The following is a 12,838-nucleotide window of genomic DNA, read 5'->3' on the forward strand; positions in this document are numbered from 1 at the left end:
CAATCGGTGATCAGGGCTCGAATCCCCGGTTGGGAGCCCTGACATTGTCCAGGACGAGCTGGCCCTGCTTGTCGACCGCGCGGGTCACCGTCTCCTGGAGTATTCCGAACGCCGCCGCCCAGGCGACGATCTGGGCCTCGCTGTCCAGGCTGCTCAAACCCGGCAGGAACTCACCGCTGATCAGCAGAATGCCCAGCGCTGCACTCAGCGCACCCACCGGCAGGCGCAGCACGAGCAGCAGCACCGCGATGCGGTACGGCCCGGACGTGCCGCGCATGGAGCGCAGTGACACGGCACCCGCGAGCGCAGCCGCGAGCGCGCCGATGAACAGCACCAGAAGCAGATCGCTGCCCTGGGCGGAGTGGCCGATGGGACAGACCATCCCCTCCGGCGGTGTGAAGCAGAATTTCTCCGCGACTGCGGGGACGACGTAGCCCCACGCAGCGAATAGCGCGACGATGACCGTCATGATCACGATGGATGCGGCGATGATCTGGCTGAAACTGCACGCCCTCGCCCGCTCCGCCTCTTCGGCCTGTTGCGCCGCGTGGAGGGTGCTCACGGCCAGCTCCCGCAGGTCGGGGGTGAGGACGTTGTTGTTGCGCTTCAGCGCGGCCTCCAGGTTCACCAGGCGCTCGTCGTCCGCGGCGAGGTGCAGGCGGGCCTGGGTGATTATGCGCGACCCACGCCACCCCAGTTCGTCGGCCGGCAGCAGCCGCAGTATCGCGACCTCCGCCTCATGGACGTTGGCCAGCGCTGCATCCGCGTACAGTCCGGTGATCCGTTTGACGAATCTGTGCTTCTTGCCCAGGACGCGCCGGGCCGCCGCGAGTTGTTCACCGGCCTTCGCCGCCAATTCGGCATCGGCGGGCGCGAGTCCGAGCTTCACTATCCGGTTGATCTGTGACTGGAGTTCCGCGATATGGGCGCCCAACCGCGCGCACCAGGCGGACTTCATCTGTCCGGCCACGTCCCCGTCGTCGTCCATCGCGATGACCCTTTCGCCGGAAAAGGGCAGTCCGCTATCGCTGCCCGTCGCCTCGGGCCTCATTGACACGGGTGGTTTTTCGGCACTGGTGGCTTCCTGGGCAATGCAGCTGGTGTTCGCCCTTCTCGAAGTCCCGCAGTACTGGCGGAGTGCTGGTGAAGGGGACGCTTCCCGGTCGATCGGCCGACGCGGAGTCGTCGTGTGCGGCGCCTTCGGCAGCTCTCACTGGCACTGTGGTCAGAGGTGCTGCTGACATATGACTGCCACCTCTTGAAGCGTATGCCGCTGGGATGGCGATCGCATCTCGGCGTCGGCTGACGTCACATCAGGGATCTGCTGCTCAAGGGCGCATTCGTCGCACCTTCGACCTCACGCTCAATCACGATCCGCGACACGTGTTCACTCTTCGCAGGACGGCCAAAGGACCAGCCGGGTCGTCGGTATCCCGGGCTGCAGCGGCAGCATCGTGTGGATAGCCTGAGGTGAGACGGAGGACGGGCATCGCTGAAAAGCTGACAGATGCCTGTTGAGAGCCACCTTTTGAGGGTCCGCTGCGTTTATCAAGGGTCCGCTGCGTTCGGACCGACGCGAGTGACCCCGAGTTCAGGGCGATGTGGGCCCAATCGGCGGCCATTAGGCACGTAGGAGCAACGATGGACTTGTTGCCGGTCGAGATAAAGATGAATGTCGAGGGTGACGTGGCAGCAGCGCTGTCCGCCCTTGGCGCGTCGGGGCGCGCGACGACCGTGCGTCACATCTGGTTCGCTGAGGACCGTGACGGCGTCGCCGAGGGGCAGGTGCTCCTCTTGGAGAGCGGCGTGATCCTGCGTTTCAGGATCGGTGGCGATCCGGACGACCTGACGGTCAAGTTGCGTCCGTGCCGCCGGTCGCAGCTTGTGGGCCGGTTCTCCGCTCCGTTCGAGGCGAAGCCGTTCACGTACAAGATCGAGCAGGACTGGTCAGCGAACGGGCGTGTGCTGGCCGCCTCTCTGGTGCATGGTCATGCGCCTGGGGTGCTGTCCGGCGCGGTGGCGCCCGGCGGCGATCCAGCGACGGTGGTCGACGCCTTGGAGGACCAGTTCCTGCACGCATGCACTCCCTCCGTCCAACTCGATGGACTGGTCGCCCTGGGGCCGGTTCGCTCGACGAAGATCGACGACGTTCCGCTCGACGACATGGATGTGGACCTGGAAGCGTGGTCCGCCGCCGGGCTCGACTTCTTGGAGGCGTCGATCCGGGTCAAGCCCAAGGATGAGGATGACGCCGAGAAGCTCGCGGAGCGGGCCGAGCGCAAGCAGAGAAAACTCAACGAGGCCGTGCGGGCGCGTGGGGTGGTGCCCTCCGAACACCCCGAGAACAAGACTCAACGCATCCTCACTGCACTTGCGAAGGCCGACGCGTAGAGCCGGCACGGGGCCGTCGGCGCGATGTCCCGCGAACCCACCTGCGCCGGAGTTGCACCGCTTGTTCGAACGCCTGAAACTGGTAATGGCGCGCCTTCTCGAAGCGCGTGTCCGAACCTCGAAGTGCACACCGCACGATTCCACGCTGCCATGCGCCCGCGCGCGAGGCGATCACATTGGTGTCACCACCCCCTCAGTTGCGGCTGCTCGGCCAGTTCCGACTGGAATTCGGGTCCGAGGCGGTCGAGCTGTGCCGCAATGGCCAGCGGTTGATGGCGTTCGCGGGGCTCCGGGGGCGAGCGTCACGCACAGTCCTGGCCGGGACATTGTGGCCGGAGGTTTCCGAAGAGCATGCAAGGGGCAGCCTGCGCACCACCCTGTGGAAACTACCCCGCGGCGACGCGGCGCCCCTCGTCCACTGCTGCGGTGACTACCTCGCACCCGCGGCGGACCTTTCCGTGGACGTGCACGCCCTCGCCGAAACCGCACTCGATCTCATACAAGAGTGCGATCGGCCGCTCAACGGCAGCCCGACGCTGGCCATGCTCTCCGGCGAGGACCTACTGCCAGGCTGGGACGAGGACTGGGTACTTCTGGAACGTGAACGACTGCGCCAGTTGCGCCTGCACGCGCTCGATGCGCTCGCCGAGTCCCTGACCCGGCAGGGGAAGCCCGCGCTGGCGCTGGAGGCCGCATGGGCGAGTGTCCGCAGTGAGCCCCTCCGCGAAAGCGCCCATCGTGCGGTCGTCTCGGCTCATCTCGCCGAGGACAATCTCGCCGAGGCGGTGCGTCACTATCACGCGTTCCGGTGCCTGTTGCATGACGAGTTGGGCGTCGAGCCCTCTCCCGCGTTCGCTCGAATGCTCCCGCCCCGGGCGCGCGGGGTGACGCCAGGATGACGCGGGGCTGACGGCGGTTCCGTAGCGTCGAATTGACCGTCTTCGGCGCTGACGGAAGGACAACGCGTGCAAACGAGTACGAGCGCCACAGCGCCATCGAAGCGGTCGTGTGCCAACGCCGCGGCGAAACCGACACGGAACGCCAGGTCTGGCACGCAGAGATCGAACCGCCGATGCTCCGCACGCCGATCATGATGCACCGACGAGTGGGCTTGCGCTGGTGCCCGGTCCGAATTCAGGACGGTCCTGATCGTCGACGTCTGTCTTTCGGCCGGAACACGCGGTTATCGCGCTCTTGAACCCCGCAGGGCATGACGAGAGAAGGCGAATTCTCATGGTGGCCCTGTCCAACGTCCAGTTCGGCAAACGCAACGAGGACGTACGCACCGTACAGAAAGCGCTCATAGCCCGCGGCCGCAAGATCCCCGACGGCCCCACCGGCCTCTTCGGTGCCCAGACCAAAGCCGCCTACCGCGCCGAACAACTCGCCCAGGGCTTCAAGGGAGCCGACGCCGACGGCAACCCCGGCTGCACCTCACTCACCACCCTCGGCCGCCACGCCCACTTCAAAGTCAACTGCGCAGGCGTCCCGGCCACCGCCAACGGAAAACTCCCCCTGGCCAAGGTGACCTATTTCGATCCCGACGACGACGCCGGGGAAGCAGCTATGCGGCGTTATGCCAAGAAGGCGTGCGCACTGACGGGAATGGACCCACGGTTCGGAGTTTCGGCTCTGGCCACCATCGCCAAACGCGAGTCCGCGTCGAATCATCCGAAGTTCCGGGTGAACCGGACGGATGTGAACGCGCACGGCCCCATCATGTCCGACGGCCATCCGCGGAACTGTTCCAGAGGCGCCACGCAGTGCATTCCTCCCACGTTCGCCACCCATCATCAAGCGGATACGGCGACTACGCCCTACGACGTGGTCGCGGACATGTGCGCCACGGTCAACTACGTGCGCGCCCGCTACCACGTGAACAAGTCCGGATCGAACTTCGCCGCCCGCGTCCAGCAGGCCGATCCGCACCGGCCCGCCCACCCGTACTAGGAGCCGTCATGGTGGCCCTGTCCAACGTCCAGTTCGGCAAACGCAACGAGGACGTACGCACCGTACAGAAAGCGCTCATAGCCCGCGGCCGCAAGATCCCCGACGGCCCCACCGGTCTCTTCGGCGCCCAGACCAAAGCCGCCTACCGCGCCGAACAACTCGCCCAGGGCTTCAAGGGAGCCGACGCCGACGGCAACCCCGGCTGCACCTCACTCACCACCCTCGGCCGCCACGCCCACTTCAAAGTCAACTGCAAGGGCGCACCCGCTGCATCCCATCCCAGGAAGCGGGTCCCGTCGCCTGTGCCCGGGCACAAAGTGACCTTCGGCTTCTACGCGCGCGGTCCGTATGCCTGGAAACCGGAGCCGGACGGGATCGGCCGCCACACAGGCCAGGACTTCGCCGCCAAGCCCGGCACACCGGTGGTCGCCGTGCGCAACGGCACCATCGCGTGGTCGAACAAGGCCGGCGGAGCGTACGGGCAATGGATCGGGCTGCGCGCGGACAACGGCCACATGTACACCTACTGCCATCTCTCACAACGGCAGGTGAGGACCGGTCAGAGGGTCAGCGCCGGCAAGCAGCTCGGGCTGGTCGGCAGCACGGGCAACTCCACAGGACCGCATCTGCACTTCGAGATGTCGAAGAGCCCCACCTGGTCCTACGGCAATGTCGCCAGGCCCAATTGGTAAAGGGAGATCGGTGATGACTCAGCACAATCCGCATTCGGTACCGACCGAGCCCGGCGTGTTCGTGCCGGTCGGTGTCGAAGGCTGGCAGGACGGCTACGACGAGGCCATAAGCTCGCCGCCGAATGTGCCCAGGACTCCGCTCGTGCGTGACCCCGATTACGCGGATGCCTGGGCACAGGGCGCTCTGGCCGGCAATGCCGACGGGCGGACCGAGGGCTGGCGCTGGGCATACTTCGACGGCAAGGTGCGCCCCGAGCCCAAGGGCGAGACCGACGGCCGGTACGGACCGCGGGACAGCGGCGAACCGGAGGAGGCTCCCTTCTCCCTGCCTCAAGCCTGGCCGTGCGTCGGCGAGGGGCCGCTATTGGTGATGCTGGAACAGTTCGCTCCCGGCGAGAGAGGCGGCGACGGTCTCACCGGTCGGCTGCTTGCGAAGGCCTGCGCGGACAAAGGCGTCCGGCAGCTGTACCTGCCGGTCAGCCTGTCCCCCTCGCCGCCCCCGGAAGAGCCGACGGGCGACCCGCTGCGCGACAGGGGTTATTGGCACGGAACAGTGGCCGAGACCCTGGAGGACGTCGTTCGCCAGGCGGTGGCACAGGTGACGGTCCCCGCCCCCGACAACACGGGCCTCGTACGGTACGCGCCCGCGGCTGAACACAATTTCATTGATCTGCTGCCGGTGGGCGGAAGGCTGCCGCCGGAGCGGGTGGGCTGAGGCGCGGAGCGTTGGAGATTCGGAGATTCGGAACGTCGAGTCGCGGCCCCCGGCACGCGGCTGCGTAAAGCCTGTAAGCAGCAACAGGAAGGAGAACCGGACGAATCCAAACGTGCAGACGTGTGTTGAACACCACCGCCACCATCACCAGGCGCCTGGAGGCGAATCATGGCCACGGCGGAACTCGCATCCGAACGTCAATCAGACTACCTGTCACAACTGACGATGGCCGCAGCCCGCTATGCGAATCGCACCGAACGGCGTGAGGGGAATCAGTCCGTTCTGGAGTCGCGTGGCGTGTTGTATGCAGACACCCCCGAGCGGGTCGAGAAGCGGCTGGCACGTCTCGGCGCGGACTGGGCCATGGCGCGGGCGATCGAGCGGACGCAGACGCAACCGGCCAGCAGTGCGGGAAGCACTCTGGGGCTGCCCCCGGAGGGTTTCACCAGTGACGCACTGGGGCTGGAGCGCCTGATCGGACGCAACAACCTCACCCCGGTCGCGTTCCTGGAAGAGGGTGTCCAGGTCTCGCGTTCTGTCGGCCGGATCACCATCAGCGGACCCGGGGGTGGGCATGGAACCGGATTCATGGTCTCGCCATCCCTGTTGCTCACCAACAACCACGTACTGCGTGACAAGGAAGACGCGACTCGCAGCAAGGTCGCCTTCGCGTTCCAGGACAGCGTCGACGGCAGCCCACTCGTTCCGGCGGTCTTCCAACTGGAGCCACTTCGGTTCTTCGTCACCGACCGGGCGCTCGACTACAGCCTCGTCGCCGTGGCTCCGCGTGGCGCGCAGGGAGAGGCGCTGTCGTCGTTCGGCCGGTTGGTCCTCAGCGAAGCCCAGGGGAAAATCCTTATCGGGGAGTTCGTCAACATCATTCAGCACCCCAGGGGCGAGCCGAAGCAGATCGCTCTGCGCGAGAACCAGATAGTCGACGTTCTGGAGCGGTTCCTGCACTACGAGTGCGACACCCGTGAGGGTTCTTCGGGCTCTCCCGTCTTCAACGACCAATGGGAAGTCGTCGCCCTGCACCACTCCGCCGTCCCGAAGACCGACGCCGAGGGCCGGCCCCTCAGTGTCGACGGAGCGGTGTGGCAGCCCGAGCTGGGCGACCAGCAACTGGCCTGGCGGGCCAACGAAGGGGTGCGGATCAGCCGTGTGCTGGGGGCACTGCACGAGATACCCCTGACCGGAGAGGCGGCACGGCTGCGTGACGAGGTGTTCACCGCCGAACTCACCCCCTCTCCCGTGCCGAGCGCCCCAAAGCTGGCCTCCATCAACGGCAAGCCCCCTGTGCCGGGTACCAACGGCTCCCAAGCCCTGACGGCCCAGGAGACCGCCAACGCAACGCAGTTCCTGCTTCCCCTGCGGATCAGCATCGGATTCGATGCCCCGTCGTTCTCGTCGGCCGCCGTCCTTACCCCGCCGCCCGCTCCCGCATCGGTTCCGCAGGCCACGCCGCAGCCGCCAGCGAGGGCTCCGGACGTCGTGTCGGCGGTCGAGAAGGAGGTCGACGCGGCCCTGACCAACCATCGGGTCGCACGGGACCGTCCGTACTACGACCGCGTCGCGGACGCAGCCGCGCGGGAGGCGTACTACGCGAACATCCGCACTGAAACCGGCGACGCGCTGCGCCGCGCCCTGACAGGACTACTGGCGGACAGCCACGAGCCCCAACCGAGGTACAAGCCGATGAGGCTGGTCTATCCCTGGGTCGACCTGCACAAGGACGGACGCCTGCGCAGCATCTACTCGGGCAAGGACTTCTCCGCCGAGGAGCTCATACGGGCCGACGCGGCCGTGGCCCAGGCCCGCCTGGCTCGCGTGCAGGAACTCCTGCTGCTGGAGAGCACGGCGGGACCGGCCGAGTTTGAACAGGAGTTCGATGCGCTGGAGGCATCGATGCCGTTCAACTGTGAGCACGTGGTGCCGCAGTCGTGGTTCGACAAGCAGGAACCGATGCGAGGCGATCTGCATCATCTGTTCGCCTGCGAGGTCGGCTGCAACAGCTTCCGCGGCAACTTCCCGTACTTCGACTTCCCCAACTTCGAGGAAGCGGTAAGGGAGGCGTGCGGGATGCGAGAAAGTGTGGGATTCGAGCCGGAGGAGGGCAAGGGCGTGGTCGCCCGTGCCACCCTGTACTTCCTGCTCCGCTATCCCGGGCAGGTCGGCGACGTCGCGCGCGAGTTCCCCGAGGATCGGCTGCCCGTCCTGCTGCGCTGGCACGAGAGCGAGGCGGTCAGCGAGTACGAACTGCACCGCAACGCGGCCATCGCGGAGATCCAGGGCAATCGGAACCCGCTGATAGACCATCCCGAGTGGGCCCGTGAGATCGACTTCTCCGGTGTCTGGTCCTGAGCCGCTCGGCGGGCATCGGCTCAGGCTTAACGTCAGCAGACCGCTGCGGGCATCACATAGCGCTCCTCGCCGGACCTGTCGCTTCGCCCGCGACGCGCGTCCGTGGTGCGAGGGAACTGGGGGCGGGCGGAGCGACGCCGAAGCGAACGAGTGTCGCCGCCTCGGCGTCGCTCCGCCCGCCCGCAGGGCCTGCCCTGGATCGGGCCGACGAGATACTCGCGGCGAGCTGACCCGCCGCTGAGCAGCCCGACGCAGTGAGCCTCAGCCGCGCACTGACGGAGTCCGTCTACGACGGCCTGAGCTTGGGCCGCGAGATCATAGCCGCACCGGCGCAAGGGGCGCGGTGAGGCCATTCTCCCCGCGACCGGTTCGAACGACTGCTGAATGCGCGCGAGCAGCCGGCCGTCGAGAAAGGACTGGGGCAAGTGGACGCCGGAGCGTGAGCGTGCACAAGCCCAACGAATCTGGCTACAGCCATTCGGACGCCTACGTGATCGACGACTGGCGCTGAGTCACCACCACACTCTGCTGGCCGGCTGCCACCGTCCTATTGACCACACTTTATCGGCGCACTCGCGATTGCCTTCGAGTTCCTCTGCAAGCTGCGTCCCGGTTTCCTATGACCGAGGATGGAGGGAGTGACTGGGGCCGGCGCCGGCTTCACAGTCACCGCCCCCCTGGGCGCACAGCGGCGGAGGGAGGTTCGCCGTGGACCCACCCGCCTCCTCCGGTCCGGAGGAGAATGGGCGAGGTGAGCAGAGCGGACCGCTGGACGATGCCGAACGAGCTGAGTACGAGCGACTACGGCGCACTCTCGGCCAGCGACACAGGCGCCTGCGGCTCTGTGGAGCATCCTTGCTTCTCACGCTGGCCGTTCTGCTCGCGCCTGTCAGCGTCATAGCCACATGGGTAAATTCCGAGGTCAGCGACGTTGATCGGTATGTGCAGACCGTGTCGCCCCTCGCCAGGGACCCCGCCGTCCAAAAGCTGGTCGTCGATCGTGTCACTGACGAAGTGATTGAGAACATTGACGCTCGCAAGATCACCGACGCGGTCGCGGACACTCTCGCCGACCACGACGCACCCCGCTTCCTTGTCGATGCGGCAAGGTCGCTCGATGAAGAGCTAAAGGGCGGACTGACGACCGCCGTGCGCTTCGTGGTCGAGAAGGTGGTGAAAAGCGAGGCCTTCGCTGACGCATGGGACAGCATCCACCGCGGTGCACACACGGTCGCGACGAATGCCCTCACGGGTGACGGAAGCGGGGCGCTTGCCGTGAAGGGCGACACCGTCACGCTGAACGTCGGCATTGTGGCTGAAGAATTGCAGAAGCAGCTGATCGGCGTGACGCTTGTCAAGGCAGAAGACATTCCCGGTGCCGACAAGCCGATCGTCCTGGTTCGGAACGAGAATCTCAGTGAGGCCCGGCAGGGTGCCCGCTGGCTCGCCGCTGTCGCCCCGTGGCTGCCTCTGACGGTAGTCGTGCTCGGCGGGCTGGGCATTTGGGCGGCACCTTCACACCGGGTGGCGCTGATGGCCGGCGGGATCGGCACGGGCGTGATGATGTGCGGGCTCCTCGTCGGACTGGCCATCATGCGCCAGATCTGTCTGGACGCGGTGACTCAGACGACCCAGTCGCAGGATGCCGCAGCAGCCGCCTACGACATCCTCGTGAGGTTCCTCCGGCAGACCACCCTCACGGTCCTCGTCATGGCTCTGATCACTGTGATCGCGGGGTATCTGTACGGACCGGGCCGCGGTGCGGCCGCTGTGCGCAATGGCGCGGCCCGAAGTACCGAAGCCGCCGGGCATGCGCTGACCCGGACCGGGCTGACGACAGGGGCGGTCGGGCAGTGGCTGCGCAGGAACCAGCCCCGCACCTCGGGCGCCGTCATCGGCGCCGGGGGCCTCGCTCTCCTCCTGTGGAACTACCCCACACCTGCCTCAGTGGCTCTGCTGCTCCTGCTCGTCGTGGTGGTCATGGTGATCCTGGGCGTCCTTGCGGCTGCGGATGAACCGGCGCGACGTTGAAGAGGCTTCGTGTGCATTGAGGTCGAGTAACGACCTATACCTTCGTCGTCAGTCGCTCACGTGTACCGAGTACGACACCGTGCTCCATCCAGCGTTAGAGTGCCGTCGCTCCCCCACGCCCAGCCGAAGGCCATAGGAAGGCAGCGCATTCCGTGACTCACCCCCACAAGTCCACCGGATCCGCCGGCGAGCGCCGCCTGCAGCATCTTCTCGGCACCGCCGATCAGGCCGCCACCTTCTACGACCGTCAGGTACAGGACCGTCTGACCCCGCAGATGGCGGACTTCATAGGGCGGCAGACCATGGCGTTCCTGTCGACGGCGGACGCCGGCGGAGCCTGTGATGTCACGTTCCGTGCCGGTCCCCCGGGATTCGTCACCGTGCTGGACGACGGCACCCTCACCTATCCCGAGTACCGCGGGAACGGGGTCCTCGCCAGTGCGGGAAACATCACCGAGAATCCGCATATAGGCCTGCTCTTCGTCGACTTCGGCCAGGACCACATAGGCCTGCACGTCAATGGAGCCGCTCGGCTCCACCGGGACGACGAGCAGCGGCGGGCCTACCCCGGCCTTCCCGTGGATACCGCTCCGGGGCGCCGGCCCGAATTCTGGGTGCACATCACGGTGGAGGAGGCGTATGTGCACTGCTCCAAGCACATCCCCCATCTCGAGCCCGCGCCGCGTCCACGTCCTGCGGCCCAGCGGCCGAAGGACGCCGACTACTTCGTCTCCCGCGCCGAGCACCAGTCACCGTTGTACGAGAGCGAGCAGACTGCGGGAACTCACACGGGATCGCTGCCGGGCAGGGGTTGACCACTGACTACCGTCGTGGCCTCCGCGCGGCAGGTCGCGCGGAGGCCACGGTGCAGGCGTCACTGAACTCGGAGGTCATCGCCGGCACGTGTCGGTCAGTCCCTGGGGCGTGGTGTCAGGGCGCCATCTCGTACGCCCCGGACAGCGCCTCGACCCGCTCCCAGACACGCCCCGAACGTGCTTCGTCCACGACGGGACGCCGGACCGTGCCGAGTGCCCAGTTCTGCTGAGCCTCGGTGGCGGAGTCCTTGCCGTGCAGTTCGATGGCGTAGGCGGAGAAGTCGCGAACGAGGACGGAGAAGAGTTCGTCGAGGACGTCCTCGTCGAGGTCGGTCAGGCGGGCCTGCTCAAGGATCAGCTGGCCGTGCACCACCAGGGCGAAGAGCTGGCCGACGGCGAGGAGGAGGTCGAGGTCTCGGCTCTGCTTCTCGTCGGGGGCAGCGGTGGTGACGAACTCGCACAGGGCGTCGGCCTGTTCGCGGAAGCGGGCGACGTTCGGTACGGCCGCGTATGCGTCGTAGGCGGGGCGCCAGTCGTGGAAGCGTACGGAGCCGAGGCCGCGGGCGGGTCCCTGCTCGAAGAGGAAGGTGTCGTCGGCCGCGTCGAGGCGGGTCGGTACGGGCGCGAACTCGGCCGGGTTCAGGAGGTGGTTGCGCATGAACTTGAGGATCAGCGCGAGGTTGACGTGGACCGTGCCCTCGAGCTTGGGCAGTCCCCGGATCTCGACGGCGGCCTGGGCGAAGTAGGTGTCCTTCTCGAAGCCCTTGGCGGCGATCACGTCCCACATCAGGTCGATGACCTTCTCGCCCTCCGTGGTCACCTTCATCTTCGTCATCGGGTTGAAGAGCAGGTAGCGGCGGTCGTCCGGCGAGGCGGAGCGGAAGTAGTCGACGGCCCGGTCGCTGAACAGCTTCATGCCGACGAGCCGGACGTAGGCGTCGGCGAGCTCGCGGCGCACGTGCGGGAAGGCGGTGACGGGGCGGCCGTACAGGATGCGGTTGTGCGCGTGGGTGATCGCCTCGTACATCGCGTGCTCGCAGATGCCGATCGAGGCGGTGCAGAGGTTGAACTTGCCGACGTTGACGGTGTTGAGGGCGGCGTCGAACGCGGCGCGGCCCGTGTGCAGGACGTCGTCCGGGCCGACCGGGTAGTCCTCGAGGCGGAACTCGCTGACGTACTTGGAGGAGTCGACGACGTTCTTCACGAGCCGGTACGCCGAGTGACGGCTGTCGGCGGCGAAGAAGACGTAGCCGTCCGGACCCTCGATGTCGGTGCGTCGGCCGAAGACCGAGACGAGCCCGGCGGCATTGCCGTTGCCGATGTAGTACTTGGATCCCGTGGCGCTGAAGCCGCCGTTGCCGTCCGGCGTGAGCAGCATGTCGGTGGAGTAGATGTCGGCGCCGTGGGTCTTCTCGGAGAGGCCGAAGGCGAACACATCACCCTGTGCCAGGAGTTCCGCGGCGCGGGTGCGGGCCGCGGTGTTGTCGCTCTGCCAGACCGGTCCGAGGCCGAGGATGGTGACCTGCCATGCGTACCAGTAGTCGAGACCGTAGAAGCCGAAGATCTCGTTGAGGGCGGCGATCCGGGCCGTGTCCCAGCGCTGGTCCTCGTGGCCGGCGGCGGACGCCGGGGTGAGGAAGGTGGCGAACAGGCCCTCCTTGGCGGCGAAGGCGAGGAAGTCCGCGAGCCAGGCGCGGGTGCGGTAGTCCTCGATGAGCCTGCGCTTGCCGCGGTCCTCGAACCAGTCGACGGTGGCACGCAGCAGCCTGCGGGTCTCGGGGTCGAACTGCGCCGGGTCGTATGTGCGCGGGTTGAGGAGCAGGGAGTCGGCCATGGAGGTCGCCTTCCGTGGGTTGAGGGTGAGGGTGCGGGAAAGAAGGTCG

General features: G+C 66.9%; 10 protein-coding genes. 8 read left to right on the forward strand and 2 right to left on the reverse strand.

Going from position 1 to position 12,838, the window contains the following annotated elements:
• Positions 1-10 precede the first annotated feature (10 nt).
• On the reverse strand, positions 11-1,051 hold the full coding sequence (locus PGH47_RS00110) for a hypothetical protein (protein ID WP_271661603.1): 1,041 nt from the start codon (positions 1,049-1,051) through the stop codon (positions 11-13).
• A gap of 590 nt (positions 1,052-1,641) precedes the next feature.
• On the opposite strand from PGH47_RS00110, the gene PGH47_RS00115 reads away from it, so the two are divergent.
• The 8 genes from PGH47_RS00115 (at position 1,642) to PGH47_RS00150 (ending at position 10,955) form a co-directional block, all read left to right on the forward strand.
• Positions 1,642-2,391, forward strand: a complete 750-nt coding sequence (locus PGH47_RS00115; RefSeq protein WP_271661604.1) for a hypothetical protein — start codon at positions 1,642-1,644, stop codon at positions 2,389-2,391.
• Between the two features lie 203 nt (positions 2,392-2,594).
• Entirely contained in the window at positions 2,595-3,290 is a 696-nt protein-coding gene (locus PGH47_RS00120) for an AfsR/SARP family transcriptional regulator (protein ID WP_271667927.1), read from the forward strand.
• 334 nt (positions 3,291-3,624) lie between these two features.
• Positions 3,625-4,341 carry a peptidoglycan-binding protein gene (locus PGH47_RS00125; protein WP_271661605.1) on the forward strand — a complete coding sequence of 239 codons (717 nt, stop codon included), beginning with the start codon at positions 3,625-3,627 and terminating at the stop codon, positions 4,339-4,341.
• An 8-nt stretch (positions 4,342-4,349) separates the two neighbouring features.
• On the forward strand, positions 4,350-5,033 hold the full coding sequence (locus PGH47_RS00130; RefSeq protein ID WP_271661606.1) for a M23 family metallopeptidase: 684 nt from the start codon (positions 4,350-4,352) through the stop codon (positions 5,031-5,033).
• Between the two features lie 13 nt (positions 5,034-5,046).
• The gene (locus tag PGH47_RS00135; RefSeq protein WP_271661607.1) at positions 5,047-5,748 is read left to right on the forward strand and encodes a hypothetical protein; all 702 of its coding nucleotides are present in this window, start codon (positions 5,047-5,049) and stop codon (positions 5,746-5,748) included.
• A 297-nt stretch (positions 5,749-6,045) separates the two neighbouring features.
• A complete protein-coding gene (locus PGH47_RS00140; RefSeq protein WP_271661608.1) occupies positions 6,046-8,109 on the forward strand; it encodes an endonuclease in 2,064 nt (687 codons plus the stop codon).
• An 855-nt stretch (positions 8,110-8,964) separates the two neighbouring features.
• Positions 8,965-10,140, forward strand: a complete 1,176-nt coding sequence (locus PGH47_RS00145; protein WP_271661609.1) for a hypothetical protein — start codon at positions 8,965-8,967, stop codon at positions 10,138-10,140.
• Positions 10,141-10,292: 152 nt separating this feature from the next.
• Positions 10,293-10,955: a pyridoxamine 5'-phosphate oxidase family protein gene (locus tag PGH47_RS00150; protein WP_271661610.1), complete on the forward strand. Its 663-nt coding sequence runs from the start codon at positions 10,293-10,295 to the stop codon at positions 10,953-10,955.
• Positions 10,956-11,070: 115 nt separating this feature from the next.
• Here PGH47_RS00150 and PGH47_RS00155 read toward each other — a convergent pair whose 3' ends face one another.
• Complete coding sequence (locus PGH47_RS00155) at positions 11,071-12,789, reverse strand: acyl-CoA dehydrogenase family protein (RefSeq protein WP_271661611.1); 1,719 nt, start codon at positions 12,787-12,789, stop codon at positions 11,071-11,073.
• Positions 12,790-12,838: the final 49 nt, after the last annotated feature.

It is taken from the genome of Streptomyces sp. HUAS 31 (genome assembly GCF_028198125.1).
Classification (GTDB): Bacteria; Actinomycetota; Actinomycetes; order Streptomycetales; family Streptomycetaceae; genus Streptomyces; species Streptomyces chartreusis.

Coding starts and splice junctions, on each gene's coding strand:
- PGH47_RS00115 (WP_271661604.1), top strand. CDS start 1,642: ATGGACTTGTTGCCGGTCGAGATAAAGATGAATGTCGAGGGTGACGTG.
- PGH47_RS00125 (WP_271661605.1), top strand. CDS start 3,625: ATGGTGGCCCTGTCCAACGTCCAGTTCGGCAAACGCAACGAGGACGTA.
- PGH47_RS00130 (WP_271661606.1), top strand. CDS start 4,350: ATGGTGGCCCTGTCCAACGTCCAGTTCGGCAAACGCAACGAGGACGTA.
- PGH47_RS00135 (WP_271661607.1), top strand. CDS start 5,047: ATGACTCAGCACAATCCGCATTCGGTACCGACCGAGCCCGGCGTGTTC.
- PGH47_RS00110 (WP_271661603.1), bottom strand. CDS start 1,051: ATGAGGCCCGAGGCGACGGGCAGCGATAGCGGACTGCCCTTTTCCGGC.
- PGH47_RS00155 (WP_271661611.1), bottom strand. CDS start 12,789: ATGGCCGACTCCCTGCTCCTCAACCCGCGCACATACGACCCGGCGCAG.